At 72.7% G+C, this 25,376-nt stretch carries 22 protein-coding genes; 14 read left to right on the top strand and 8 right to left on the bottom strand.

Annotation, left to right across the window (positions count from 1 at the left end; translation table 11 throughout):
- Positions 1–114: 114 nt before the first annotated feature.
- The 3 genes from ilvA (at position 115) to ACIP82_RS34445 (ending at position 3,483) form a co-directional block, all read left to right on the top strand.
- Complete coding sequence (gene ilvA, locus ACIP82_RS34455) at positions 115–1,326, top strand: threonine ammonia-lyase (protein ID WP_363607404.1); 1,212 nt, start codon at positions 115–117, stop codon at positions 1,324–1,326.
- Between the two features lie 212 nt (positions 1,327–1,538).
- Positions 1,539–2,624: an ATP-binding cassette domain-containing protein gene (locus ACIP82_RS34450; protein ID WP_400659184.1), complete on the top strand. Its 1,086-nt coding sequence runs from the start codon at positions 1,539–1,541 to the stop codon at positions 2,622–2,624.
- A gap of 1 nt (position 2,625) precedes the next feature.
- Complete coding sequence (locus ACIP82_RS34445) at positions 2,626–3,483, top strand: ABC transporter permease (protein WP_363607406.1); 858 nt, start codon at positions 2,626–2,628, stop codon at positions 3,481–3,483.
- A 69-nt stretch (positions 3,484–3,552) separates the two neighbouring features.
- On the opposite strand, the gene greA is transcribed toward ACIP82_RS34445, so the two are convergent.
- Positions 3,553–4,053 carry a transcription elongation factor GreA gene (greA, locus tag ACIP82_RS34440; RefSeq protein WP_363607407.1) on the bottom strand — a complete coding sequence of 167 codons (501 nt, stop codon included), beginning with the start codon at positions 4,051–4,053 and terminating at the stop codon, positions 3,553–3,555.
- Between the two features lie 283 nt (positions 4,054–4,336).
- The gene (locus tag ACIP82_RS34435; RefSeq protein ID WP_363607408.1) at positions 4,337–4,750 is read right to left on the bottom strand and encodes a DUF4307 domain-containing protein; all 414 of its coding nucleotides are present in this window, start codon (positions 4,748–4,750) and stop codon (positions 4,337–4,339) included.
- Positions 4,751–5,023: 273 nt separating this feature from the next.
- On the opposite strand from ACIP82_RS34435, the gene mca reads away from it, so the two are divergent.
- From mca to ACIP82_RS34415, 4 genes are all read left to right on the top strand, one after another.
- Complete coding sequence (gene mca / locus ACIP82_RS34430) at positions 5,024–5,929, top strand: mycothiol conjugate amidase Mca (protein WP_363607409.1); 906 nt, start codon at positions 5,024–5,026, stop codon at positions 5,927–5,929.
- Positions 5,930–5,977: 48 nt separating this feature from the next.
- Entirely contained in the window at positions 5,978–6,169 is a 192-nt protein-coding gene (locus tag ACIP82_RS34425) for a hypothetical protein (protein ID WP_363607410.1), read from the top strand.
- Positions 6,170–6,211: 42 nt separating this feature from the next.
- Positions 6,212–8,263, top strand: a complete 2,052-nt coding sequence (locus ACIP82_RS34420; RefSeq protein WP_400659180.1) for a thioredoxin domain-containing protein — start codon at positions 6,212–6,214, stop codon at positions 8,261–8,263.
- A 66-nt stretch (positions 8,264–8,329) separates the two neighbouring features.
- Entirely contained in the window at positions 8,330–9,190 is an 861-nt protein-coding gene (locus ACIP82_RS34415) for a GNAT family N-acetyltransferase (protein WP_363607418.1), read from the top strand.
- A gap of 39 nt (positions 9,191–9,229) precedes the next feature.
- Here ACIP82_RS34415 and ACIP82_RS34410 read toward each other — a convergent pair whose 3' ends face one another.
- Entirely contained in the window at positions 9,230–10,162 is a 933-nt protein-coding gene (locus tag ACIP82_RS34410) for a hypothetical protein (protein WP_400659178.1), read from the bottom strand.
- A gap of 316 nt (positions 10,163–10,478) precedes the next feature.
- On the opposite strand from ACIP82_RS34410, the gene ACIP82_RS34405 reads away from it, so the two are divergent.
- Positions 10,479–11,072 carry a papain-like cysteine protease family protein gene (locus ACIP82_RS34405; protein ID WP_363607481.1) on the top strand — a complete coding sequence of 198 codons (594 nt, stop codon included), beginning with the start codon at positions 10,479–10,481 and terminating at the stop codon, positions 11,070–11,072.
- Positions 11,073–11,081: 9 nt separating this feature from the next.
- Positions 11,082–11,930, top strand: coding sequence for a hypothetical protein (locus ACIP82_RS34400; RefSeq protein ID WP_400659176.1), 849 nt, complete (start codon positions 11,082–11,084; stop codon positions 11,928–11,930).
- Between the two features lie 74 nt (positions 11,931–12,004).
- Here the strand turns inward: ACIP82_RS34400 and ACIP82_RS34395 are convergent, their stop codons facing one another.
- Both ACIP82_RS34395 and ACIP82_RS34390 read right to left on the bottom strand, forming a co-directional pair.
- A complete protein-coding gene (locus tag ACIP82_RS34395; RefSeq protein WP_363607421.1) occupies positions 12,005–12,661 on the bottom strand; it encodes a TetR family transcriptional regulator in 657 nt (218 codons plus the stop codon).
- Between the two features lie 8 nt (positions 12,662–12,669).
- Positions 12,670–14,277, bottom strand: a complete 1,608-nt coding sequence (locus ACIP82_RS34390) for an MFS transporter (protein ID WP_400659173.1) — start codon at positions 14,275–14,277, stop codon at positions 12,670–12,672.
- Between the two features lie 306 nt (positions 14,278–14,583).
- Between ACIP82_RS34390 and ACIP82_RS34385 the strand changes: the two genes are divergently transcribed.
- Positions 14,584–15,075, top strand: a complete 492-nt coding sequence (locus tag ACIP82_RS34385; RefSeq protein WP_400659171.1) for a hypothetical protein — start codon at positions 14,584–14,586, stop codon at positions 15,073–15,075.
- On the opposite strand, the gene ACIP82_RS34380 is transcribed toward ACIP82_RS34385, so the two are convergent.
- Entirely contained in the window at positions 15,046–15,711 is a 666-nt protein-coding gene (locus ACIP82_RS34380) for a hemolysin III family protein (RefSeq protein ID WP_400659169.1), read from the bottom strand. The two genes, ACIP82_RS34385 and ACIP82_RS34380, sit on opposite strands and share 30 nt — an antisense overlap.
- Before the next feature lie 275 nt (positions 15,712–15,986).
- Here ACIP82_RS34380 and ACIP82_RS34375 point away from each other — a divergent pair, with 275 nt between their 5' ends.
- On the top strand, positions 15,987–17,828 hold the full coding sequence (locus ACIP82_RS34375) for a phosphoenolpyruvate carboxykinase (GTP) (protein WP_400659167.1): 1,842 nt from the start codon (positions 15,987–15,989) through the stop codon (positions 17,826–17,828).
- Positions 17,829–18,007: 179 nt separating this feature from the next.
- Here the strand turns inward: ACIP82_RS34375 and ACIP82_RS34370 are convergent, their stop codons facing one another.
- Positions 18,008–19,222: a pyridoxal phosphate-dependent aminotransferase gene (locus ACIP82_RS34370; RefSeq protein ID WP_363607426.1), complete on the bottom strand. Its 1,215-nt coding sequence runs from the start codon at positions 19,220–19,222 to the stop codon at positions 18,008–18,010.
- 582 nt (positions 19,223–19,804) lie between these two features.
- On the opposite strand from ACIP82_RS34370, the gene ACIP82_RS34365 reads away from it, so the two are divergent.
- Complete coding sequence (locus tag ACIP82_RS34365; RefSeq protein ID WP_400659165.1) at positions 19,805–20,518, top strand: prepilin peptidase; 714 nt, start codon at positions 19,805–19,807, stop codon at positions 20,516–20,518.
- Between the two features lie 105 nt (positions 20,519–20,623).
- On the opposite strand, the gene ACIP82_RS34360 is transcribed toward ACIP82_RS34365, so the two are convergent.
- Positions 20,624–22,219, bottom strand: a complete 1,596-nt coding sequence (locus ACIP82_RS34360; protein ID WP_363607428.1) for a carbohydrate binding domain-containing protein — start codon at positions 22,217–22,219, stop codon at positions 20,624–20,626.
- 410 nt (positions 22,220–22,629) lie between these two features.
- Here ACIP82_RS34360 and ACIP82_RS34355 point away from each other — a divergent pair, with 410 nt between their 5' ends.
- Both ACIP82_RS34355 and ACIP82_RS34350 read left to right on the top strand, forming a co-directional pair.
- On the top strand, positions 22,630–23,424 hold the full coding sequence (locus tag ACIP82_RS34355) for an isoprenyl transferase (protein WP_363607429.1): 795 nt from the start codon (positions 22,630–22,632) through the stop codon (positions 23,422–23,424).
- A 198-nt stretch (positions 23,425–23,622) separates the two neighbouring features.
- Positions 23,623–24,957, top strand: a complete 1,335-nt coding sequence (locus ACIP82_RS34350; RefSeq protein WP_363607430.1) for a PhoH family protein — start codon at positions 23,623–23,625, stop codon at positions 24,955–24,957.
- The last annotated feature ends 419 nt before the right edge of the window (positions 24,958–25,376 follow it).

Raw genomic sequence — 25,376 nt, 5'->3', positions numbered from 1 at the left:
ACGATCGTCGTGCGGTGAGAGAGGCTCAGAGGCAGCAGCGTACGCGGGCCGGGCGGGCCCGGGAACAGGCCCGGCGTCCCCGGCCGGCCGCCGCGGCGGCCGTAGGCTGGCGTTATGCAGAGCTGGCCGATCACCCTCGACGACGTCCGCGGTGCCCAGAAGATGCTCGTCGGGGTCGCCCGGGTGACGCCAATGGAGGGCAGCCGGCACCTCTCGGCGCTGATCGGCTCGCCGGTCCACCTGAAGTGCGAGAACCTCCAGCGCACCGGCTCGTTCAAGCTGCGCGGGGCGTATGTGCGGATCGCGGGACTCTCGCCGGTGCAGCGGGCCGGAGGGGTGGTCGCGGCGAGCGCCGGGAACCACGCGCAGGGGGTGGCGCTGGCGGCCTCGCTGCTCGGGGTCCGGTCGACCGTCTTCATGCCGGTGGCCGCGCCGCTGCCCAAGGTCGCGGCGACCCGCGAGTACGGCGCCGAGGTCCGGCTGCACGGCGCCACGGTGGACGAGGCGCTGCAGGCCGCGCAGCGCTACGCGGAAGCGACCGGCGCGGTGTTCATCCACCCCTTCGACCACTGGGACGTGGTCACCGGCCAGGCCACCGTCGGGCTGGAGATCCTGGAACAGTGCCCCGAGGTGCGCACCATCCTGGTCGGGGTGGGCGGCGGCGGGCTGCTGGCCGGGATCGCGGCGGCGGTCAAGCCGCTCCGCCCGGACGTGCGGGTGATCGGGGTGCAGGCGGCGGGCGCGGCCGCGTACCCGCCCTCGCTGGCGGCGGGGCGGCCGGTGTCGCTGGAGCACATCGCCACCATGGCGGACGGGATCATGGTCGGCCGGCCCGGGGACATCCCGTTCGAGGTGGTCAACACCCTGGCGGACGGCGTCCGGACGGTCTCCGAGGACTCGCTCTCGCGGGCCCTGCTGCTGAGCCTGGAGCGGCTGAAGCTGGTGGTCGAGCCGGCCGGGGCCAGCCCGGTCGCGGCGCTGCTGGAGCAGCCGGACTCGTTCGAGGGGCCGGTGGTGGCGGTGCTCTCCGGCGGCAACATCGACCCGCAGCTGATGCAGCGGGTGCTGCGGCACGGCCTGGCGGCGGCCGGCCGCTATCTGTCGCTCCGGGTGCGGCTGGCGGACCGGCCGGGCTCGCTGGCGAACCTGCTGGCGGTGCTGACCGAGGTGGACGCGAACGTGCTGGACGTGGCACATGTGCGGATCGACCCGCGGCTGGGGCTGACCGAGGTCGAGGTGGACCTGCACCTGGAGACCAAGGGGCCGGAGCACTGCGCCCTGGTGATCGGCGAGCTGCGGGACGCCGGGTACGTGGTCTCGCAGTAGGGCCGGCCGGGCGGGATCCGGAGGGAACTCAGGGCGGAGCCGTCTCCCTTGACGCGATATATCGCGAGCTGCCAGACTCGCGATACATCGTGTTTTGGGGCCCGGTGGACCGAGGGCGCCGAAACCGAGTCGCCCCCATGCCCGAACACGGGCAGAGTGGGGCAGATCACTCACCATCGTCCGAATGTCGTTCGAGGAGATGAGACAGGCCCATGGCGCCAGCCATCCAAGCCGAGAATCTGGTCAAGACCTTCGGTGACGTACGAGCCCTGGACGGCGTCAGCCTCGACGTCCCCGAGGGCACGGTGCTCGGGCTGCTCGGCCCGAACGGCGCCGGCAAGACCACCACCGTGCGCGTCCTCACCACCCTGCTCCGCCCCGACTCCGGCCGCGCGGTGGTGGCCGGCGTCGACGTGCTCAAGCACCCCAACCAGGTCCGCAGCCTGATCGGCCTCTCCGGCCAGTACGCGGCGGTGGACGAGTACCTCACCGGCTTCGAGAACCTCCAGATGGTCGGCGAGCTCTACCAGATGAGCGCCCGCGACGCGAAGGCGCGGGCGCTGGAGCTGCTGGAGTGGTTCAACCTCACCGAGGCCAGGAACCGCACCGCCAAAACCTACTCCGGCGGTATGCGCCGCCGGCTCGACCTCGCCGCCGCCCTGGTCGTGCGGCCGCCGGTGATGTTCCTGGACGAGCCGACCACCGGCCTCGACCCGCGCAACCGGCTCGCCCTCTGGGAGGTCATCGAGACCCTGGTCGAGCAGGGCACCACGCTGCTGCTCACCACCCAGTACCTGGAGGAGGCGGACCGCCTCGCCCACGACATCGCCGTGGTCGACCACGGCCGGGTGATCGCCCGGGGCAGCGCCGACCAGCTCAAGGCGCAGATCGGCGGCGAGCGGATCGAGGTCGTGGTGCACCGCGCCGAACTGGTCGGCGACGCGGTCGCCGCGCTGGCCGGGTACGCCAAGGGCGAGCCGGTGCTGGAGAGGAACACCCGGAAGATCACCGTCCCGGTCAGCGGCGGCGCCCGGGTGCTCGCGGACGCGATCCGCGAGCTGGACGCCCGGTCGATCGAGATCGACGACATCGGCCTGCGTCGTCCGACCCTGGACGACGTCTTCCTCTCGCTCACCGGCCACGCCGCCGCGGCCGAGGGCGAGGAGAACGGCGTCGAGGGCGGGGAAAGGAGCCGGGGCCGGGGCGGCCGCGGCAGGGGCACGACGGGCGGCGGGGACGGCCCCGGCCCCGGCCCCGGCCCGGACAAGCAGGCCGTCGCGGCCGGTAAGGAGCTGTGAGATGACGACCGCCACCGAGCACGCCATCGGCGGAGCGGTACCCCGGCAGCGCCGGGGCGCGGCCGCGATCCTGCACGATTCCTGGGTGGTCGCCCGGCGGAACCTGCGCCGGATGACCCGGATACCCGAAATCGTGGTGTTCGGGCTGATGCAGCCCGTGATGTTCGTGCTGCTGTTCTCGTACGTCATGGGCGGGGCGATCCAGATCCCCGGGACGCAGGCCAGCTCGTCCACGTACATCCAGTTCCTGATGGCGGGCATCTTCGCCCAGACCGTGACCTTCGCGACGGCCGGAGCCTCCGCCGGTATCGCCGAGGACATGACCAAGGGTCTGGTGGACCGGTTCCGCTCGCTGCCGATGGCCCGTTCGGCGGTGCTGGTCGGCCGTACCCTGGCGGACCTCTGCCAGACCGCGTTCACGCTGGTCGTCCTGGCGATGGTGGCGCTGCTGGTCGGCTGGCGGACCGACGAGGGCGTACTGAAGGCGCTGGGCGCGTTCGGGCTGCTGCTCCTGCTCGGCTACGCCTTCTCCTGGATCGGCGCGCTGATCGGCCTCTCGGTGCGCAGCCCCGAGGCGGCCACCTCGGCCGGGCTGATCTGGCTGTTCCCGCTGACCTTCATCTCCAACGCCTTCGTGCCGATCGGCAGCATGCCGGGCTGGCTGCAGGGGATCGCCTACTGGAACCCGTTCAGCGCCACCGTGCAGGCCTGCCGCGACCTGTTCGGCAACCAGGTCGGCCCGGTGGACAGCGCCTGGCCGATGCAGCACGCGACGCTGGTGTCGGTGCTCTGGTCGCTGGTGATCACCGCGGTGTTCTCCTGGCTGTCGGTGCGCAAGTACCGTTCGGCCAGTGCCTGAGCCCCGCCGGAGCAGCCGCGAGGGCGGCCGCGGAGACTCTCCGCGGCCGCCCTCGTCAGGTGCGGGTGATCAGCCGGCGTACGGCTTGACCTCGATGATCCGGACCGAGGCCTGCTTGCCGTTCGGCAGCTCGTACGTCGCGTCGTCACCGATCGTCTTGCCGTCGATCGCGCGGCCCAGCGGCGACTGCGGCGAGTAGATGTCCAGGTCGTCGTCGCCGGCCACCTCGCGCGAGCCGAGCAGGAACTTCATGGTGTCGTCCTCGTCGCCGTCGAAGGCGACCGTGACGACCATGCCCGGAGCCACCACACCCGAGTCCGCCGGGGCCTCGCCGACCTTGGCGCGCTCCAGGAGCTGGGTCAGCTGTCGGATGCGCAGCTCGTACTTGCCCTGCTCCTCCTTGGCCGCGTGGTAACCGGCGTTCTCCTTGAGGTCACCCTCTTCGCGCGCCGCCTCGATCTTCTGGGCGATCTCGATGCGCCAGGGGCCGGTCAGGTGGTCCAGCTCGGCCTTGAGCTGGTCGTAGCCGGACTGAGTGAGCCAGGTCACGTGTTCGCTGGTCTGGGTCACAGGTGCTCCTCGTAGGTGCTGGGGCTGTGCTGAGGGTGTGAGTCGTCAGCCGGGGTGGTGGTGATTTCGGTCTTAACTACAAAGCAACGCCCGCTCCCGTACCATCCGGTGCGGAAGGGGCGAAATCACGAGCCTAACAACTCCCGCCGACAAGCGGGAGGGTCGTTGGCGCGCCATTGACGACAGCATTGCGCCAAGGTGTACAGCAATGGTGCGGGGCTCCTCTACGGATTCCCGCTCCCGCGATCGAATATGCGCCCGGGCGTGCCGCAACCGCCGGGGGTCACTTGGCGGGGGTGCATCCCAGCAGCTCGGCGGTGGTGCCGCGGGCGGTGGTCCGCAGGCTCACCACGGCGTCGTAGCTGGAGCCGTCCGCCGGTACGGCGAAGTCGGCCACCCCGACGACGGCGCCGTCCTCGCCCTGCGAGCGGACGGTACAGCTGCCCGCCGTGCCGTCGCCCTTGCGCACCGCCAGGTGCAGCCGCATCTCGGAGTCCGAGACCGCCTCGAAGGACGGGACGGTGCCGTTGATCTTCGTCTCGCGGATCAGGTAGGAGCCGCCGAGCCAGGCCACCAGGCCCAGCAGCAGCACGCCGCAGGCCGCGCCCACCACCTTCAGACGGCGGTCCGCCTCGCGGTCGCCGCGCCGGCCGTAGCGCCCCTCGGGCAGCTGCGGGGTGGTGGTGCCTGCGCTCATCGGAGTCAGTCCTCTCCTGGGGAGGGCGTCCCCCGGCCCGGCGGCCGGAGGGTACCCCCAGGGGCCAGGGGTGGTGCGGGGGAATGGAAGGGTCCTCCAGTCCGTCACTATAGGAGGGGCACGCCCGCGGCCGGTCCGGCGGGGGCGGGGCTCGGCCGTGTCGGCGCCATGCCCGGCCGGTCCCGCGGTGACGCGGTCCCGAACTGAGCGGCTCGGACGATGGGCAGACCGGACTTCGCGGAAGGCCCAGACATTGTGGAAGGAACGCTGGCGTTGACTGAGCAGTTGCGACTGATGGCGGTGCACGCTCACCCGGACGACGAGTCCAGCAAGGGTGCGGCCACCATGGCCATGTACGTCGACCAGGGGGTGGACGTGCTCGTGGCCACCTGCACCGGGGGTGAGCGCGGGTCGGTCCTCAACCCCAAGCTGCAGGGGCGCCCGGAGATCGAGGAGAACATCCACGAGGTCCGGCGCAAGGAGATGGACGAGGCCCGCGCGATCCTCGGGGTCACCCAGGCCTGGCTCGGCTTCGTCGACTCCGGCCTGCCCGAGGGGGATCCGCTGCCCCCGCTGCCCGAGGGCTGCTTCGCCCTGCAGGACGTGAAGGAGGCGGCCGAGCCGCTGGTCCGGCTGATCCGCGAGTTCAAGCCGCAGGTCATCACGACCTACGACGAGAACGGGGGCTACCCGCACCCCGACCACATCATGACCCACAAGATCACCATGCTGGCCTTCGACGCCGCCGGCGACCCGGACGCCTACCCGGAGGCCGGCGAGCCCTGGCAGCCGCTGAAGCTCTACTACAACCACGGCTTCCCGATGGGCCGGATCCGCGCGCTGCACGCCTACCTCACCGAGCACGGCCACGAGTCGCCGTACGGCGAGTGGATCGAGGGCTGGGAGAAGAGCGGCCGCAAGGAGCGCGAGATCACCACCCGGGTCCACTGCGGCGACTGGTTCGGCACCCGGGACCGCGCGCTGATCGCCCACGCCACCCAGATCGACCCGGACGGGCCCTGGTTCCGTGTCCCGCTGGACGTCCAGCGGGAGGTCTGGCCGACCGAGGACTACGAGCTGGCCCGCACCCTGATCGACGCCGACCTGCCGGAGGACGACCTGTTCGCCGGCCTGCGCACCCCCTCCATGGCGGTCGAGGCCGCCGACACGCGCGACTGACCCACCCCCGGTGGCCCGGCTCGTCGTGAGCCGGGCCACCATGGAGAGATGAGCACCCCCGTGAACCTCACCCACCTCGCCGCCTCGCTCGCCGTCGACGACGCCAAGGTGACCCCCGGCCTGCTGGGCTTCGTCGTCTTCGCCGCCCTCGGCGTGGCCACCTGGTTCCTGGCCAAATCGATGAACCGGCAGTTCAAGCGCGTCAACTTCGTCGAGGAGCCGGAGCCGCCGAAGGAGTGAGACACCGCCCCCGTACCGGCGCCGATGCGCGAGGATGGGGGCATGCCGAACCGCCTCGCCGATGCGACCTCGCCGTATTTGCTGCAGCACGCCGAGAACCCGGTCGACTGGTGGCCGTGGGGAGTGGAGGCGTTCGAGGAGGCACGGCGGCGCGGGGTGCCGGTGCTGCTCTCGGTCGGGTACGCGGCGTGCCACTGGTGTCATGTGATGGCGCACGAGTCGTTCGAGGACGAGGCGCTCGCCGCCTACGCCAATGAGCGGTTCGTCGCGGTGAAGGTCGACCGTGAGGAGCGGCCGGACGTCGACGCCGTCTACATGGAGGCGGTGCAGGCGGCCACCGGGCACGGCGGGTGGCCGATGACGGTCTTCCTGACGCCCGACAAGGACCCGTTCTACTTCGGGACGTACTTCCCGCCCGAGCCCCGGCACGGGATGCCGTCGTTCCGGCAGGTGCTGGAGGGGGTGGACGCGGCCTGGCGCGACCGCCGGGAGGAGGTCGGTGAGGTCGCCGCCCGGATCCGGGCCGATCTGACCGAGCGGGCCTCGGTGTACACGGTGGGCGGCAGCGCCCTCCACCCGCCCGGGGCGGCCGATCTGCACCAGGCGCTGGTCGTGCTCAGCCGGGAGTTCGACGCCCGGCGCGGCGGCTTCGGGGGCGCGCCCAAGTTCCCGCCGGCCATGGTGGTCGAGTTCCTGCTGCGCCACCACGCCAGGACCGGCTCGGAGGCGGCGCTGGAGATGGCCGTCCGCACCGGCGAGGCGATGGCCCGCGGCGGGATCCACGACCAGCTCGGCGGCGGCTTCGCCCGGTACTCGGTGGACGCCGGGTGGGTGGTGCCGCACTTCGAGAAGATGCTCTATGACAACGCGCTGCTGCTGCGCGCCTACCTGCACCTGTGGCGGGCCACCGGCGACGGCCTGGCGCGCCGGACCGCGCTCTCCACGGCCGACTTCCTGCTGCGTGAACTGCGCACCCCCGAGGGGGCGTTCGCGTCGGCGCTGGACGCGGACAGCCTCGACCCGGTGAGCGGCGAGTCGGCGGAGGGGGCGTACTACGCCTGGACGCCGGGCCAGTTGGCCGAGGTGCTGGGGGAGGCGGACGGCGCCCTCGCGGCCGGGCTGTTCGAGGTGACGGAGGCGGGGACGTTCGAGCACGGGGCCTCGGTGCTCCAGCTGCTGTCCGACCCGCAGGACGCCGAGGCGTACGAGCGCGTCCGGGCGCGGCTGTTCGAGGCGCGGGCCGGGCGGCCGGCGCCCGCGCGGGACGACAAGGTGGTCGCCGCCTGGAACGGGCTGGCCATCGCGGCGCTCGCCGAGACCGGCGCCCTGCTGGACCGGCCCGACCTGGTCGAGGCCGCCGAGCGTGCCGCCGACCTGCTGCTCGCCGTCCACCTCACGCCCGACGGCCGGCTGCTGCGCACCTCCAGGGACGGCCGGCCCGGTGCCAACGCGGGGGTGCTGGAGGACTACGCGGACACCGCCGAGGGCTTCCTCGCGCTGTACGCCGTCACCGGCGGGGCCGAGTGGCTGGATCTGGCCGGCGGGCTGCTGGACACCGTGCTGAAGCACTTCGCCGACGAGGCGTCCGGTGCGCTGTACGACACCGCCGACGACGCGGAGGAGCTGATCCGGCGCCCGCAGGACCCGACCGACAACGCCACCCCGTCCGGCTGGACGGCCGCCGCGGGCGCGCTGCTCGGCTATGCCGCGTACACCGGTTCGGCGCGCCACCGCACCGCCGCCGAGCGGGCGCTCGGCATCGTCGGGGCGCTCGCCTCGCGGGCCCCGCGCTTCGTCGGCTGGGGCCTGGCCGTCGCCGAGGCGCTGGCGGACGGTCCGCGCGAAGTCGCCGTGGTCGGCCCGGCCGGTGACCCGGCGACCGCCGCGCTGCACCGGGCCGCCCTGCGGGGTACCGCGCCCGGCGTGGTGGTCGCGGTCGGCGAGCCCGGGTCGGGCGGGGTGCCGCTGCTGGCGGACCGGCCGCTGGTAGGCGGCGCGCCCGCCGCGTACGTCTGCCGGCACTTCAGCTGCGAGGCGCCGACCACCGACCCGGCGGTGCTGGCGGAGCGGCTGGGGGGAACGCCCGGGGCGTGACGCGGTGCGGCCGCCGGGTCGGTAAAACGGTTGGTGTCCGACGTGACCGGGGTGGGAGACTCTGCCATGACCTGGACCTTGACCACCTCGCTGGACGACTTCCGCGCCGGGGCCGGCGGCTTCCTCGATGCCCGTCCGGTGGAGAACACCGTGCTGCTCACGGTCGTGCACCGGCTGGCCGAGCACGGGCTGGACGTCTTCGGGGAGCGTCCGCCGGTCTTCGGGTGGTGGAGCCGTGAGCCGGGCGGCCCGGTCGAGGGCGCCTTTCTGCGGACGCCCCCGTTCAGCCCGCGCCTCGGGGTGATGCCAGACGAGGCGGCGGCCGGGCTCGCGGCCGAACTGGCCGCGGCCGGGGCCGGCTTCACCGAGGTCGACGGGGTGGCCGGCGGCGAGTCGGCGGTGCGGGCGTTCGCCGCCGCCTGGCAGGCCGCCACCGGGGCCGCCGAATCCGTCCGGTCCAGCGAACGCCTCTACCGGCTCGGCGAGTTGACCGAACCGCCGCGCCCGCCCGCAGGCCGCCACCGGGTGGCGGCGCCGGCCGACCGGGAGCTGCTGATCGCCTGGTACGAGGCGTTCCTGCTCGAGGTCGGGGTGCAGCTGCCCGGCGTTCCGCGCAGCGTGGACGAGCGGGTGGCCGCGGGCCTCCTGCACCTCTGGGAGGACGGCGGCCACCCGGTCGCGATGGCCGGCAACAGCCCGGTGATCGTCGGGATGTCCCGGATCGGCCCGGTCTACACCCCGCCCGAGCGCCGCGGCCACGGCTACGCCAGCGGCATCACGGCGGCGGCGTCGGCGTACGCGCGGGCGCGGGGCGCGTCGGAGGTGCTGCTCTACACCGACCTGGCCAACCCGACCAGCAACTCGATCTACCAGAAGATCGGTTACCGGCCGGTGGAGGACTGCCTGGCGCTGGACTTCCGGCGCTGACGGCCGCGCGCCGATGCGGCGCGAAGTGCCGGACAAGCCCTACTCCCAGTCCCAGCCGATCCCCAGCAGGCACGGCCGGACCGCGGAGGCCACCAGATGGACGCAGCGGTGGCCGTCCAGGGTCAACTCCTCGTTCTCGTAGGGCTTTTCGCCGGGGGAGTGGAGGGCGAAGCGGTGGCAGCGGACCGGCAGGGCGGCGGGGTGGAAGGTGACCTGGAGGACGTACTGGCCGGCGCCGGAGTTGAAGCCGCGGACGTATTCGCGGCTGGGGGCCGGTGACGGCGCGTCGTCGAAGCCGTAGCCGAGCAGCCGGGTGTCGCCGGCGCGCAGCCGGTGGTCGAGGAGGAGCTCGGCGACCAGCAGGTCGTGGGCCTGGTCGCGGCGGACCCGGCCGGGGCGGCAGTTCTCCTCGGCCCGGACGTCGACCCGGGTGATGTCGCCGCCCGGATCGCCCTGGTAGATGGCGAGATAGCGGTCGATGCCGTCGCGGTGGGCGCGCAGCGCGTGCTGGGAGTCGCGGCGGAGCATCCGGCGGTCGGCGCCGATCCGGACGCGTTCGATGTGGGTGATGGTGTGCAGGCCGGTGTCGCGCGGGCTCGCGATGGTGGCGAGCAGGTCGTCGACGGCGGTGGCCGGGGTGATGAGGTCCCGGTAGGGGAGGACGGGCGGGCCCGTGGGGCCGGCGGGGGTGGCCCGGCGGGGGCCGAGCAGCCGGGTGAGCGAGTGCTCGGGGAGTTCCAGGACCTCCTCCAGCGCGGCCACGGCCCGCAGCGACTCGGCACGTTCGGGGCGGCGGCGGCCCTGCTGCCAGTAGCTGAGGCTGGTGACCCCGACGTGCACGCCGCGCAGTGCGAGGTGCCGGCGGACCCGGTGCAGGGTGAGGCCGCGGGCGGTGATGGCGGTGCGCAGGGCGAGGTGGAACGGGCCGGTGCGCAGGGCGGTGGTGAGGTCGGACTGGTCGCCGCGCTGCATGACTGCCTCCTCGTGGGCGGGTGCGGGCCGGCCCGGTTGGTCGTGAATATTCACATGTGAAGGGCGGTTTGTCACCGGTCGGGGCCTGCCGCACGGGGGTTTTCGGGGCGGTGTTCACATCCGCGCGGGGCCGTTCACACCCGGGCCCGGCCGGCGGGACGGCCGTTGACCTGGCTCTGTCAACGGCGCGATGCTCGGGGCGCGATCCGGACCGCACACCCACCCCCTCGACTCCTCTGCCTATGCAAGGAGGCATCCCCCCATGCCAGTTCCACGGATACGGCTGCGCCGCGCGGTCTCGGTGCTCGCGCTCGGAATGATCGGCCCGGCGCTCGGCGTCGCGGTGACCACCCCCGCCCAGGCGGCGCCCGCCGCGCCCGCCCAGGTCCGTCCGGCCGCGGCGCCGGGCAGCACGCTCGACGCGGCCGGCACGTACAAGAAGCTCAACATCACCATGCAGCAGCAACAGCAGACCAACTGGTGCTGGGCGGCGAGCGGCAACACCATCGCCACCTGGTTCGGCCACACCTACAGCCAGAACCAGTTCTGCAACGCCGCGTTCGGCCGCTCGGCCAACTCCAGCTGCCCCAACAGCCAGGCCACGCTGGGCGATGTGCAGAACGGCCTGAGCTGGGCCGGCATCAACCCCGGTTCGTACGTCACCGGTTATCTGCGCTACAGCACGGTGCAGACCGAGGTGAACGCCGACCGTCCGGTGGAGACCCGGATCCAGTGGAGCTCCGGCGGCGGCCACATGCACGTGCTGTACGGCTACGACGCCGGCAACAACTGGGTCTACTGGGGCGACCCTTGGCCGTCCAACAACCGCTACAACTGGGCGGACTACAACTACTACGTGTCCAACGGCACGTTCTCCTGGACCCACTCCCTGTACCGGATCGGCGCGTGAGGGGCGATCATGACTGACCTCAGCAAGGCCCGCCGGGCCGCCGTCACCGTCCTGCTCGCCGCCGGCCTCGGCCTGGCCGTCACCCCGGCCGCGCACGCGGACGGTCCGGCGGGCGCCCCCGTCCCGGTCACCGCCGCCGAGCTGGCGCAGGCCCGTGGCGCGGCCCAGAGCCCGGCCGTCCTCGACCAGTTGGGCCACTTCTTCGCCCGCAAGGGCGTGCCGCCGACCCAGCAGCTGACCATCGGCGCGGCCGAGGAGGCACGGGCGGCGAGCGCGGCCGCCCCACGGCTGTCGGGTGAGACCGTGCCGGTGTACACGCTGGACGCGGCCTTCGTGTCCGGTACCCCGGGCGCACCGGTGGCGAAGGCCGAGTTCACCGCCAGCCGGGCCGTCTCGGCGGACGGCCAGGTCGCCTCGGTCTGGACGGTCAAGCAGGGCGACGGCTGGCGGGTGGTCAACATCGCCTCCGGCGGCGACGAGGGCGACTACGCGGCGAAGGCGGCGGCCGGCGGTGGCGGTACGGCCTTCCGGGAGCCGCAGCTGAACGCCTGGTACGTGCTGCGCGACGGCCGGGTACTGCCGCTGGACGACGAGGCGCGGCGCTCGGTGGGCACGGCGGGGGTGGGCCTGGCGGCCTACCAGAAGCTGGTCCAGCAGCGGTACGGGGACAAGCTGCCCGGCTCGGCGTACGACCGGGCCGGGAAGGGCGGTGGCTACCAGCCCGGTGCCACCGCCACGGAGGCGGAGGGTGGCGGCACCGCGCTGCCCGCCGTCACGGCGGCCGCGGCCCTGGGCGTCACCGCGCTCGCGGGCGCGGGTGTCGTCCTGCGGCGGCGGGCGGGCGCCCGGCGAGGGTAGGGCGGCCGCGCGGAGGACGGCGGGGCCCGGGATGCGGCCGGGTCCCGCCGCCGCGGGTGCGGGTCCCTTCCCCGCTACAGGCCGGCGAAGCCCCGTTCCAGTACGGCGAAGGTGTGGTCGACCAGGTCGACGATGTCCTGCTCGCCGCGGCCCTCGGCCCAGTGCAGCACCGCCTCGGTGGTGGCGGCGCCGAGGGCGGCGGCGGTGATCCGCATGTCCAGGGTCGGCTGGTCGACGCCGGCCCGCCGGGTCAGCACGTCGAGGTAGAGCCGCTGCGGGTCGTTGGCGGTGTCGATCATCCGGGCGCGCAGCGCGGGGACTTCGCCGACCAGCCGCATCCGGGTGAGCAGCTCCTCGCGTTCGTGCTGGAGCAGTTCGCGGAGCAGGCCGATGACGGCCTCCCGGCAGGAGCGGAGGAACGGTTCGTCGGCGGGCCGGGCCAGCAGCGCGGTGATCATCGCAGGGTCGTACTCGTCGGAGAGGACGAGGTCCTCCTTGGTGGCGAAGTACCGGAAGAAGGTGGACGGCGAGACCTCGGCCGCGGCCGCGATCTGGTCGACGGTCGTGTTCTCGTACCCCTGCTCGGCGATCAGCCGGTAGGCCTCCCGGCGGATCGCCTGGCGGGTCTTCAGCTTCTTGCGTTCGCGCAGCGACAGCGGCGCTTCCAGCATCGCCTGGACCGGGTTGGCCGGGCCTGCCGGATGCGCCGTTGTCGACCGGGGTGCGCTCATACCTTCGATTATCCGTGATCGCCGGCAGGCACCGTCGTCGGCTCCTGCTCCGGTCCCGGCCCGGTGGCTCCGCGCGGTTCGGCGGTGGGCATCCGCAGCCCGACGAGCACCGCCGACAGCACCGCGACCGCCCCGGCGACCAGCAGCACCAGCGCCATGCCGTGGACGTAGGCGGCGTGCGCGGAGGCGGCCAGCGCGGGGTTCCCGGTGGCTCCGGCGATGCCGTCGGCGGCGATCACCGACTGCCCGGCCCGGTCCGCCGCCTCGGCGGGGAGGCCGGCGGTGTCCAGCGCGCCCCGGTAGGAGTCGGCCAGCAGGCTGCCGAAGACCGCCACCCCGATCGCGCCGCCCACCTGGCGGAGCGTCTGCAGCAGCCCGGAGCCGACGCCGGCCCGGCCGGGAGGCAGCGTGAGCAGGGCGGAGGCCTGCGCGGTGATGAGTGACAGCCCCATGCCGAGGCCGAGCAGGGTGAGCCAGACCGCCGCCAGGCCGTAGCCGTCGGAGACCCGGGTGCGGCTGCCGAGCAGCAGGGCGGCCGCCAGCGCGGCCAGTCCGAAGGTGATGACCGCGCGGGGGCCGATCCGGGTGACCAGCCGGTCGCCGGCCTTGGCGGCCACCATCAGGCCGAGCATCATCGGCATCAGCCGCAGGCCGGTGCCGAAGGCGTCGGCGCCGAGCACGCTCTGGAAGTAGAGCGGCAGGACGAAGAAGGCGCCGAACAGGACGACCGAGACCAGCGTGGCGCCCACCGCCGACCAGCGGAAGGTCGGGTCGGCGAGCAGCGAGAGGTCGAGCATCGGGTCGCGCTGGTGGCGGCTGCGCAGCACCAGCAGGGTGAGGGCGGCCACGGCGCCGCCGATCACGCCGAGCACCAGCGGGTCGGCCCAGCCGCGGTCGGGGCCCTCGATGATGCCGTAGGTGAGTGCGGAGAGGCCGCCCGCGCCGAGCAGGGTGGCGAGCAGGTCGATCCTGGGCGCGGTGGGGTTGCGGGTCTCCGGGAGCAGGAGCAGGCAGGCGACGATGCCGATCACGGTCAGCGGGATGTTGATCACGAAGATCGCGCCCCACCAGAAGTGCTGGAGCAGGAAGCCGCCGAGCAGTGGGCCGAGCGGGGTACCCAGGGCGAGCGCGGCGGCCAGGATCGCGGTGGCGCGGCGCTGCTCGCCCGCCGGGAACAGTCCGGGGATCACGGCCATGGACATCGGCATGACCAGGGCGCCGGCCAGGCCCATCGCGGCGCGGGCGGCGACCAGCGTGCCGGGGCTGTCGGCGAGCATGCCGACGGCGGAGGCGAGGCCGAAGAGGGCGAGGCCGACGGTGAGGGTACGGCGGCGGCCGAACCGGTCGCCGACCAGCCCGGCCGGGAGCATCACGGCGGCGAAGACCACGGTGTAGGAGTCGACGATCCACTGCTGCTGCCCGGTGGTGGCCTGTAGCTGGGAGGCCAGGGTGGGCAGGGCGACGTTGAGGATCGTCATGTCGAAGCTGATCACCAGGACGCTCAGCGCGACGGCGACCAGCGCGAGCCAGCGCCGGGGGTCGGGTGCCGTCGCGGCCCCGGGGGGCTCGGGGGGCTCGGGGGGCTCGGGTACGGGGGAGTCGGGTGCGGCGGGCACGGCAACCTCCGGGAGGCTGTGGGGAAGTCCCTGTCAAATGACAGTAACTCCTAAAAGATTCCGACAGTCAATATGTCCGGCAGGTGGCCGCCCGGATACGCTCTGTCATGTGTCCTGGAAGTGCGGGTTCCGCACACGGAATTGACGCAACGTTGATCTGTCGTTCGCCGCTTCGGGGCGGTGGCGGGTGACTGTCGGTAGATAGGATGTGGCAATCGGTCAGTGCGGACCGACGCGTGCCGAGAGCGGAGAAGGGGTGGGGCGGCAGGAGCCGACCACGAGCCCGGCGCAGGAAGGGGAAGGCGAATGGCCGACAAGGAGTCGAGCGTCCAGGTCCTGGGCGCGGCGGTGGTCGTGATGTCAGCGCTGGCCGTGGTCGCGGCCTATCTGATCAACGGCGCCGCGCTGGTACTGATGGTCGCGGGGGTCGAGGTGCTGCTGCTGATGGTGTACGTCGCCCGGCGCTGGCAGGCGTTGCGCCGGCCGGCCGTGCCGCGCGGACACCGCCCGGCCGGGGGCACCCCGGACGCCGCGCACTGCGAGCGCTGCCGCCGGGCCCGCGAGGCGCTGGACGCCCGGCAGACGCGCTCCCGTGAGCGCTCCGCCCCCCAGCGCTCCGTGCCCGGGCGCCCTGTGCCCGAGCGCCCGTTCCGCGACCGCCCGGCCCCGGAGCGCTTCGGTCGGGAGCGCCCCGCCCCGGACTGGACGGCGGAACGGGCGGCCGCCCGGTCGCTGGACCGGTCGACCGCCCGTGACGGGGTGCCGGGTTCAGCCGGCCGCGCTGTACGCCACCAGTGAGACGCCGACGTACTGCACGATGAAGGCCCCGAGGGTGAAGGCGTGGAACACCTCGTGGAAGCCGAACCAGCGCGGTGACGGGTTGGGCCGCTTGAGCCCGTACACCACACCGCCGATGCTGTAGAGCACCCCGCCGACGATCATCAGCACCATGACGGCGACGCCGCCGGTGCGCAGGAAGTCCGGCAGGAAGAACGCGGCGGCCCAGCCCAGCGCGATGTACACCGGTGTGTACAGCCAGCGCGGTGCGCCGACCCAGAACACCCGGAACGCGATGCCCGCCAGCGCGCCGCCCCAGGCCACCCAGAGCAGCACCTGCTGCGCGGCGCCGTGCAGCAGCAGGATGGTGAACGGGGTGTAGGTGCCCGCGATGATCAGGAAGATGTTCGCGTGGTCGAGCCGGCGCAGGGCGGCGTCACCGCGCGGACCCCAGGTGAACCGGTGGTAGACGGCGCTCACCCCGAACAGCAGCCAGGCGCTGACCGAGTAGATCGCGCAGGCGATCTTGGCGGGGGTGGAGTCGGCCAGGCAGATCAGCACGATCCCGGCGGCGACCGTGGCGGGGAACATCCCGGCGTGCAGCCAGCCGCGCCACTTCGGCTTGCTCTCGTGGAGCTCAGCAGTCATGGGCAGCATGCTACCCGTTACCTACGGATCCGTAGGTTACTCGCGCGTAGGTAGTGGCGATCGTCACTCTTGGACGTTTTGGAGTGTTCGGAGCGACGGGTCGCGCGCCGGGGCTGGGACGGAAGCGCGTGGTTACCCATAAGTAATCATACTTAATGGAGTAAAAGGTGAGTCAATTTCACCGCTGCGCCGCAGTCGGGGCTTGGGGCCGGAGCTACGCTGCAAGCACCCTCAAACCCCCGCTACGCCGTCTCTCTGCCGAGATGGCGTGAAACGGAGCGATCGTGTCGTACGAGAACTCTGCTCTCAGCGCATCCGCGCCCACCAGCCACACGCGTCTGCTGGCCTGGGTGAGCGAGATCGCGGAGCTCACCCAGCCTGACCGCATCGAGTGGTGCGACGGTTCCGAAGAGGAGAACCAGCGCCTCGCGGACCTGCTGGTGGCTCAGGGCACCTTCCGGAAGCTCAACGAGGAGAAGCGCCCCAACTCCTACTACGCCGCCTCGGACCCCACGGACGTGGCGCGCGTCGAGGACCGCACCTACATCTGCTCCGAGCAGGAGAAGGACGCCGGTCCGACCAACAACTGGAAGGCCCCCGCCGAGATGCGGGAGGTCTTCCAGGGCACCGACGGGCTGTTCCGCGGCGCGATGAAGGGCCGCACGATGTACGTCGTGCCCTTCTCGATGGGCCCGGTCGGCTCCCCGCTGGCCGCGTACGGCGTCGAGATCACCGACTCCGCCTACGTCGCCGTGTCGATGCGGGTGATGACCCGCATGGGCCAGGCGGTGCTCGACCAGCTGGGCGAGGACGGCGACTTCGTCCGGGCCGTGCACACCGTCGGCGCCCCGCTGGCCGAGGGCCAGGCGGACGTGCCGTGGCCGTGCAACAGCACCAAGTACATCTCGCACTTCCCGGAGACCAAGGAGATCTGGTCCTTCGGCTCCGGCTACGGCGGCAACGCCCTGCTCGGCAAGAAGTGCTACGCGCTGCGCATCGCCTCGACGATGGCCCGCGACGAGGGCTGGCTGGCCGAGCACATGCTCGTCCTCAAGCTCACCCCGCCGGCCGGCCCCGCGGGCACCGCCGAGCCCAAGTACGTCGCGGCCGCCTTCCCGTCCGCCTGCGGCAAGACCAACCTCGCCATGCTCCAGCCGACCATCCCGGGCTGGAAGGTCGAGACGATCGGCGACGACATCGCCTGGATGCGCTTCGGCGCCGACGGGCGGCTGTACGCCATCAACCCCGAGGCCGGCTTCTTCGGCGTCGCCCCCGGCACCGGCGTGGACACCAACGCCAACGCCATCGAGACGCTCTGGGGCAACACCGTCTACACCAACGTCGCCCTCACCGACGACGGCGACGTGTGGTGGGAGGGCCTCACCGAGGAGCCCCCGGCGCACCTCACCGACTGGCGCGGCAACGACTGGACGCCGGAGTCCGGCACCCCGGCCGCCCACCCGAACGCGCGCTTCGCCGTCCCGGCCGCGCAGTGCCCGACCATCGCCCCCGAGTGGGAGGACCCGGCGGGTGTGCCGATCTCGGCCATCCTGTTCGGTGGCCGCCGCGCCACCGCCGTCCCGCTGGTGACGGAGTCCTTCGACTGGCAGCACGGCGTCTTCCTGGGCGCCAACATCGCCTCCGAGAAGACCGCCGCCGCCGAGGGCACCGTCGGCGAGCTGCGCCGCGACCCGTTCGCGATGCTGCCGTTCTGCGGCTACAACATGGGCGACTACTTCGCCCACTGGCTGAAGGTCGGCGCCCGGGCGGACGCCGCCAAGCTGCCGAAGATCTACTACGTGAACTGGTTCCGCAAGAACTCCGCGGGCAAGTTCGTCTGGCCGGGTTACGGCGAGAACAGCCGCGTGCTGAAGTGGATCGTCGAGCGCCTGGAGGGCACCGGCGAGGGCGTCGAGACCCCGATCGGCGTGCTGCCGACAGTGGACGGCTTCGACCTGTCCGGCCTGGACCTCTCCGAGGCCGACCGCGATCTGCTCTTCACCGTGGACGCCGACATCTGGCGCCAGGAGGCCGCGCTCGTCCCGGCCCACCTGGAGCTCTTCGGCGACCACACGCCCACCGAGCTGTGGGACGAGTACCGCGCCCTGGTGAAGCGCCTCGGCTGAGCCGGGCGCCGAACCGGTCGGACAGTACGGCCGGAGCCCCGGCCGGACGGCCCTCCCGCACGAGCGGAGGCCGTCCGGCCGGGGCTCCGGCGCGAGTGCGGGGCGGAGACACCGGGTCACCGGGCGGCGGAGCGCCCGGAGCCCGCGGCCGTCCGGGGTACGTGTCGATCAAGGGCCGGTCACGGCTGGGTGTAGCCGCTGAGGAAGTCGCCGATCCGGGTGACGGCGTCGGTGATCTCCTCGGCGCGGGGGAGGGTGACCAGCCGGAAGTGGTCGGGCTCGGGCCAGTTGAAGCCGGTGCCCTGGACCAGCAGGATCCGCTGGGCGCGCAGCAGGTCCAGCACCATCTGGGCGTCGTCCTTGATCTTGTAGACCTTCGGGTCGAGCCGGGGGAAGGCGTACAGCGCGCCCTTCGGCTTGACGCAGCTGACGCCCGGGATGTCGTTCAGCAGCCGGTAGGCGGCGTCCCGGGACTCCAGCAGCCGCCCGCCGGGCAGGACGAGGTCCTTGACCGACTGCCGGCCGCCGAGCGCCGCGGCCACCGCGTGCTGGGCGGGCATGTTGGCGCAGAGCCGCATCGAGGCGAGCACCGTCAGGCCCTCGATATAGCTGTGGGCACGCTGGCGTTCGCCGGAGAGCACCATCCAGCCGGAGCGGAAACCCGCCACCCGGTACGCCTTGGACAGGCCGTTGAAGGTGACGCAGAAGAGGTCCGGCGCCAGGGTGGCCAGCGGGATGTGCTCGGCGTCGTCGTAGAGGATCTTGTCGTAGATCTCGTCCGCGTAGACCACCAGCTGGTGCCGGCGGGCGATCTCGACGATGCCCTCCAGCACCTCGCGCGGGTAGACCGCGCCGGTCGGGTTGTTCGGGTTGATCACCACGATCGCCCTGGTCCGGTCGGTGACCCTGGCCTCGATGTCGGCGAGGTCCGGGTACCACTCGGACTGCTCGTCGCAGCGGTAGTGCACGGCGGTGCCGCCGGCCAGCGAGACGGAGGCCGTCCAGAGCGGGTAGTCCGGGGCCGGGACGAGCACCTCGTCGCCGTCGTCCAGCAGCGCGGTCATGGCCAGCTGGATCAGCTCGGAGACGCCGTTGCCGAGGAAGACGTCCTCGACGCCGAGCCCGTGCAGGCCGCGCTCCTCGTAGTGCATCACCACGGCGCGGCGGGCGGACAGCAGACCCTTGGAGTCGCCGTACCCGTGCGCGGACGCCAGGTTGCGCAGGATGTCCTGGAGGATCTCGGGGGGCGCCTCGAAGCCGAACACGGCGGGGTTGCCGGTGTTGAGCTTCAGGATGCGGTGGCCCTGCTCCTCCAACCGCATCGCCTCGTCGAGCACCGGGCCGCGGATGTCGTAGCAGACGTTGGCGAGCTTGCTGGACTGGATGACCTGCATGCCTGCTTACTTTAGGGGCAGAACGGCGCTGGTCGGGCCGTGTCCCGGGACGCGATCGAAGGACCCCGGGAGCCCTCCTTCGATCGGCAGGCCGGGGTGGCCGACGGGCCTTCCAAACCGGGGCCGGGCCGCCCGGGAGAGTGCCGTAGGCGAGGAAGCCGGGCGGAAAGCCGTGCGGGACGAGACGGAGGGCACACCGCTTCGGGCGCCCCCGGCCGCGCGGGCGGGGCGGACTTTCCCGGCCGGGCCGCGGTGCCGCGGTGGCCTCCCCGTGGATGATGTGGTCGGTGCGGCGCCCTGAGTCGGCGTTCGCCGCGCCGACCGGACGTGGACGGACGCCGGGGGGGGCCCCCCCGCCCCGGGGGGGGGCGGCCGGGGGGGGGGGGGGGGGGGGGCGGGGGGCCGCGCCGGGGGGGGGGGGGGGGGGGCGGGGGGGCGGGGGGGGGGGCCCGCCGGTTGTTGGTTGGGGGGGGGGGGGGGGGGTGTGGGGGGGGGGGGGGGGGCCCCGGGCGGCGCGGGGGGGGGGCCCCCCCCCCCGGGGCGGGGGGGCCCCCCCCGGCGGTGAGCGAGAGGGGGCGCGCCGTGATCGCAGCCGTGGTCGGGGCGGTGCTGGCCGGCCTGCTGGTGGCACCGGCGCTGCGGGGCCTGGTGGTGCGGTACGCCGTGCCCGAGGGCGAACCGTGGTGCACCGCTTGCCCGTTGTGCGGGCGGACGCTGCGCGGGCTGCCGCCGACCGGGCGGTGTCCGGGCTGCCGGGAGCGGCTCGGGCCCGGTGCCTGGCGGGTGGAACTGGTCGCGGTGGCGGTCGCCGCCGCGGTGGCGGTCGCCACGGACGGGCCGCAGGGAGTGGCGCTGGTCTGGGCGGCCGGGCTCGGCGTGGTGCTCGCCTTCGTCGACGCCCGGGTGCGCCGGCTGCCGTACCCGCTGACGCTGGCGCTGGCCGCCGGGGTCGCCGGGCTGCTGGTGGCGGCCGCGCTGACGGACGGCCGTCCGGGGGTGCTGCTCCGCTGTCTGCTGGTGGCGCTGGCCGCCGCCGCGCTGTTCGAACTCCCGGTCTGGTTCGGCCTGATGGGCGGCGGCGACCCCCCGCTGGCGTTCGCGCTCGGTGCCCTGCTCGGCTGGTACGGCTGGGGCGCGGCCTTCACCGCGCTGTTCGCGGCCGTGCTGTCGGCCGGGCTCTGGGGCCTCGGCCGGGCCGCCGCCGCGCTGGCGCGCCGTCGGCCGGTCCGCGGGATCGAACTGCCGATGGGCCCGTTCCTGCTGCTCGGTACGGTGGCCGCGGTCTCCCTGCGGTAACGGCCCGCGGCAACGGCGAACGGGGCCCGCCGTACCGGTCAGGTACGACGGGCCCCGCCGTCGGCGCGCAGGCCCCACCCTCAAGGAGCGGCGCGCCGGGGGGAGTTACGGCATCTTGTGGACGAACGGGCCGACCGTGTTGGAGAAGGCGTTCCCGTTGTTGGCGTCCCAGTTGGTGGACCAGGTCATCGCGCCCCGGATGGTCGGCCACTTGGCCGGCGGGACGAAGCTGCCGCAGTTGTTGCCAGTGGCCAGGCAGTCCAGCGCGTTGTTCACCACGGTCGGCGAGACGTAGCCGCCGCCGGCCGCCTTGGTGGAGGCGGGGACGCCGATGCCGACCTGGTCGGGCCGCAGGCCGCCCTGGATCTGGGTGCAGACCTGCGAGGTGATGAAGTCGATGGTGCCCTGGTTGTAGACCTTGCCGTCGCAGCCGTTCATGCCGCCCGAGTTGTAGTACTGGGTGTTGACGACGGTCAGGATGTCCTTGGTGTTCAGCGCCAGCTGGAAGTAGGCGCCGGCGGTGCTGTACATCCCGATGGTCTCGGGGGCCATCGTCAGGACGAAGTTCGGGCCGACCTTGGCCTGCAGGCTGTGCAGCGCGTTGCCGAGCTGGGTCGGGTTGATGGCGTTCTCGAGGTCGACGTCGATGCCGTCGAAGCCGTAGTCCTTGATGACGGCGTACGCGCTGTCGACGAACGCGGCGGCGGCGGTCGGGTCGTTGACGACGATCGTGCCGTCCTGGCCGCCGATCGAGAGGATGACCTTCTTGCCGGCCGCCTGCTTGGCCTTGAGGTCGGCCCGGAACTGGGCGTCGGTGTAGCCGCCGAGGGCCTTGGACAGGCCCGGGTCCAGGGTGAAGCTGATCGCGCCGGCCCTGGTCGGCACGGCGTTGGCGAAGGAGACCGCGATGATGTCGTACGCGCTCTGGACGTCGGCGAGCTTCTGGACGGTCGAGTTGTTGTCGAAGTTCTGCCAGTAGCCGGTGACGGCGTGCTTGGGCAGGCCGGTGACCGGCGGGTTGGTGCTGGTCGCGGTCGCCGTGGGGGTCGGCGTCGCGGTCTGGGTCGGGGTGGCGGTGGCCGTCGGCGTCGCGGTCTGGGTCGGCGAGGCGGTGGCGGTCGGCGTCTGGGTGGGGGTGGCCGTCGCGGTCGGGCTCGGCGAGGAGGTGCCGCCCGGGCCGCTCAGGGTGATGTCGTCCGCGAAGTAGGCGCTCTGGCCGTACCAGCCGTGCACGTAGAGCGTGATGCTGCTGGCGCTCGCGCCGGTGGTGAAGGTGGTGGAGAGCTGGTTCCAGCTGTTCTGGTTGGACCAGACGCTCGGGTCGGTGCCGCCGGTGCCGCGCGCGCCGAGGTAGACGTACGGGCCCTGGACCCAGCCGCTCAGGGTGTAGCTGGTGTTGGGCAGCACGCTGATGGTCTGCGTGCACTCGGCCGTGTCGCCGGCGCCGGGGGTGGCCTGCAGCGCTCCGGTGCCGGAGTGGACCGGGGTGGTGACGACGCCCGCGTTGCCGGTACAGCTCCAGCCGGCCAGGCTGCCGGATTCGAAGCCGCCGTTGGTGACCAGGTTGCCGACGGCCGCGTTGGCGCCGCCGGCGAAGAGGGCGAGGCCGCTGCCGGCGAGGGCGAGGGCGGTGGCTCCGGCCGCGAGGGCCGGGAGCGTGCTGCGGCGCTTGTGCGCAGGCTGGTTCAGCGTACGGGCCATGGGGGTGACGCTCCTGGGAGAGGAGGGGCGGCCGCCGCGGTGGGGGGCGCGGCGGCCGCGTGTGGGGGAGGGGAGGTCCGCAGTACTGCTTCTGGTAGGGCGGGGTTCAGCAGTTCGTTCCGCCCTGGGTCAAAAGCTGGACTAGACCATTGGGGGTCGTCAAGCATTGAACCGTCGGCTTACGGATTCCTTAAGGAACCGGAGACCGTTCCGTATCCGGAGCAGCGCGGAGGCCCCGGAGTGTCCGGGCGCGCCTTCCGGCCACAGCCGCCACACCTGTCGCGACAGACTTCGTACAGGACCGTGACCCGACCGCTACCTGCGGCTTTCCCGCCCGACTCCGGGCGGGAGTAGGCTGCGCCAGGGGTTGTGACGGACCCCCGGGAATGAGTACGGAGGGGCCGAAAATCATGGGTCTGCGCGATGTCGTCGAACGTACGCCGGGGCTGCGCACCCTGTTGGACGGTATGTACGGCCTCTACGGCCGCCGGGTCGAGGTCCACCTCGCCCGCACCCCCCACCACATCGGGGTGATCCTCGACGGCAACCGCCGCTGGGCGAAGGCCACCGGTGGCTCCACCGCCTACGGCCACCAGCGCGGCGCCGACAAGATCAGCGAGTTCCTCGGCTGGTGCGACGAGACCCACGTCAAGGTCGTCACGCTGTGGATGCTCTCCACCGACAACCTCTCCCGGCCCGCCGACGAGCTCGTCCCGCTGCTCGGGATCATCGAGGACGCCGTCACCGGCCTGGCCGGCGCCCGCCGCTGGCGGGTCAACCCGGTCGGTGCGCTGGACCTGCTCCCGCAGCACACCGCGGACGTGCTCAAGCGCGCCGCCGAGGAGACCGCCGGGATCGAGGGCATCACCGTCAACGTCGCCGTCGGGTACGGCGGCCGGCACGAGATCGCCGACGCCGTCCGCTCGCTGCTCCAGGAGCACGCCGGGCGCGGCACCTCGATCGAGGAACTGGCCGAAATCCTCGACGTCGAGCACATCGCCGAGCACCTGTACACCAAGGGCCAGCCCGATCCGGACCTGGTCATCCGCACCTCGGGCGAGCAGCGGCTGTCCGGCTTCCTGCTCTGGCAGAGCGCGCACAGCGAGTTCTACTTCTGCGAGGCGTACTGGCCGGCCTTCCGCAAGGTGGACTTCCTGCGGGCGCTGCGCGCCTTCGAACAGCGCAACCGGCGAATGGGGCTCTGACCTCGGGCCCGTAGGCCTGGCCTACCCGGAGTCCGCGCGAGGCCAAACGTTCACCGGCAATGATCCGTCAGTTCGCCGGGGGCGCGAATGCACCGTCCCTCGCCTGGGAATACTCCAGTCAGACCGGCCCCGAGGCCACCGGGGCAGCGGGGGCCGGCTTGCCGCGGATGACGCAGGGTCATCCGCTCTGGAGGCCTAGTGGTCAGTTCCAAGAGCCGCCGGACGCCAGACCGGCGCACGTACGTTCTCGACACCAGCGTGCTCCTCGCGGACCCTCTCGCGATGACCCGCTTCGAGGAGCACGAGGTCGTCCTGCCGGTGGTCGTGGTCACCGAGCTGGAGGCCAAGCGGCACCATCCGGAGCTGGGCTACTTCGCCCGTCAGGCGCTGCGGCTGCTCGACGACTACCGGATCCGCTTCGGCCGGCTGGACGAGCCGATCCCGGTCGGCGAGCTGGGCGGCACCATCCGGGTCGAGCTCAACCACTCCGACCTGTCGATACTGCCGGTCGGCTACCGCGCCGGCGGCGGCGAGGCGGACACCCGGATCCTGGCGGTGGCCCGCAACCTCCAGGCCGAGGGGTACGACGTCACGGTCGTCTCCAAGGACCTGCCGCTGCGGATCAAGGCCAGCTCGGTGGGCCTGCTCGCCGAGGAGTACCGGGCCGAGCTGGCGATCACCTCCGGCTGGACGGGCATGTCCGAACTGCATGTCGCGGCGGACGAGGTGGACGCGCTGTTCGCGGCCGGCCACGACGCCGCGGTGGACATCGAGGGCGCCGCCGAACTGCCCGTCCACACCGGACTGGTGCTCAGCTCCGAGCGCGGCCGGGCGCTGGGCCGGGTGACCGGTGACGGCCGGGTCCGGCTGGTGCGCGGAGAGCGTGAGGCCTTCGGACTGCGCGGGCGCAGCGCCGAGCAGCGGGTCGCGCTGGACCTGCTGCTCGACCCGGAGGTCGGCATCGTCTCGATGGGCGGCCGGGCCGGCACCGGGAAGTCCGCGCTGGCGCTGTGCGCAGGCCTGGAGGCGGTGCTGGAGCGGCGGCAGCACCGCAAGGTGATGGTCTTCCGGCCGCTGTACGCGGTCGGCGGCCAGGAGCTCGGCTATCTGCCGGGCTCCGAGACGGAGAAGATGAGCCCCTGGGCGCAGGCGGTCTTCGACACCCTCTCCGCCGTCACCACCCCGGACGTGATCGAGGAGGTCATCTCCCGGGGGATGCTGGAGGTCCTGCCGCTGACGCACATCCGGGGGCGCTCGCTGCACGACGCCTTCGTGATCGTGGACGAGGCGCAGTCGCTGGAGCGCAACGTCCTGCTGACGGTGCTGTCCCGGATCGGCCAGGGCTCGCGGGTGGTGCTCACCCACGACGTGGCGCAGCGGGACAACCTCAGGGTGGGCCGGTACGACGGGGTGGTGGCGGTGGTGGAGAAGCTGAAGGGGCATCCGCTGTTCGCGCACATCACGCTGACGCGCTCGGAGCGTTCGCCGATCGCGGCGCTGGTCACGGAGATGCTGGAGGACATCAACCCGTGAGCCGGGGGGCTGTTCCGGCCTGACCGCCCCATTCGGTCATAGTCGGACAATATGGTCAATTCTGGGCGTGGGGCCCGCTCCTGACGGGGCGGGCCCCCGCCCTTTTCATCACATCGAGTGCTTTCTGTCCGAAGAACTCCGGTGTGGTGAATGTGAGATGCGCCACGCAACAGGGAATTGCGTCGACGCGGCCCGGTGCGGCATGGTGAGGGTTCTGTCAGGCCCCGCGTACGGCGTGACAGGGCTTCCGGAGTCTCGGGAGTCCGACCCGGACAGTCCGCCAACTCTGTTGAGTGGACGCACAATTGAACACCGACTAGCCGTACGCCGCCCGATCGCAACGCCCGGTCGCCTCACCTCGGCCGGACGCCGGGTCAGTACCTCCCGTGACCAGCACCGTACGGAGGGCAGCGCCAAGG

Origin of the sequence: Kitasatospora sp. NPDC088548, from assembly GCF_044753005.1 — a bacterium.
In the GTDB taxonomy this organism is placed as follows: domain Bacteria; phylum Actinomycetota; class Actinomycetes; order Streptomycetales; family Streptomycetaceae; genus Kitasatospora.
Note: the sequence above shows the minus strand (reverse complement) of the source record. Positions and strands in the feature narration are given on the sequence as shown.

What these genes read in the sequence shown, in the direction of transcription:
- ilvA (WP_363607404.1), top strand. Translation starts at nt 115, where the DNA reads ATGCAGAGCTGGCCGATCACCCTCGACGACGTCCGCGGTGCCCAGAAG.
- ACIP82_RS34450 (WP_400659184.1), top strand. Translation starts at nt 1,539, where the DNA reads ATGGCGCCAGCCATCCAAGCCGAGAATCTGGTCAAGACCTTCGGTGAC.
- ACIP82_RS34445 (WP_363607406.1), top strand. Translation starts at nt 2,626, where the DNA reads ATGACGACCGCCACCGAGCACGCCATCGGCGGAGCGGTACCCCGGCAG.
- ACIP82_RS34435 (WP_363607408.1), bottom strand. Translation starts at nt 4,750, where the DNA reads ATGAGCGCAGGCACCACCACCCCGCAGCTGCCCGAGGGGCGCTACGGC.
- ACIP82_RS34425 (WP_363607410.1), top strand. Translation starts at nt 5,978, where the DNA reads ATGAGCACCCCCGTGAACCTCACCCACCTCGCCGCCTCGCTCGCCGTC.
- ACIP82_RS34420 (WP_400659180.1), top strand. Translation starts at nt 6,212, where the DNA reads ATGCCGAACCGCCTCGCCGATGCGACCTCGCCGTATTTGCTGCAGCAC.
- ACIP82_RS34415 (WP_363607418.1), top strand. Translation starts at nt 8,330, where the DNA reads ATGACCTGGACCTTGACCACCTCGCTGGACGACTTCCGCGCCGGGGCC.
- ACIP82_RS34410 (WP_400659178.1), bottom strand. Translation starts at nt 10,162, where the DNA reads ATGCAGCGCGGCGACCAGTCCGACCTCACCACCGCCCTGCGCACCGGC.
- ACIP82_RS34405 (WP_363607481.1), top strand. Translation starts at nt 10,479, where the DNA reads ATGATCGGCCCGGCGCTCGGCGTCGCGGTGACCACCCCCGCCCAGGCG.
- ACIP82_RS34400 (WP_400659176.1), top strand. Translation starts at nt 11,082, where the DNA reads ATGACTGACCTCAGCAAGGCCCGCCGGGCCGCCGTCACCGTCCTGCTC.
- ACIP82_RS34395 (WP_363607421.1), bottom strand. Translation starts at nt 12,661, where the DNA reads ATGAGCGCACCCCGGTCGACAACGGCGCATCCGGCAGGCCCGGCCAAC.
- ACIP82_RS34385 (WP_400659171.1), top strand. Translation starts at nt 14,584, where the DNA reads ATGGCCGACAAGGAGTCGAGCGTCCAGGTCCTGGGCGCGGCGGTGGTC.
- ACIP82_RS34380 (WP_400659169.1), bottom strand. Translation starts at nt 15,711, where the DNA reads ATGCTGCCCATGACTGCTGAGCTCCACGAGAGCAAGCCGAAGTGGCGC.
- ACIP82_RS34370 (WP_363607426.1), bottom strand. Translation starts at nt 19,222, where the DNA reads ATGCAGGTCATCCAGTCCAGCAAGCTCGCCAACGTCTGCTACGACATC.
- ACIP82_RS34360 (WP_363607428.1), bottom strand. Translation starts at nt 22,219, where the DNA reads ATGGCCCGTACGCTGAACCAGCCTGCGCACAAGCGCCGCAGCACGCTC.
- ACIP82_RS34355 (WP_363607429.1), top strand. Translation starts at nt 22,630, where the DNA reads ATGGGTCTGCGCGATGTCGTCGAACGTACGCCGGGGCTGCGCACCCTG.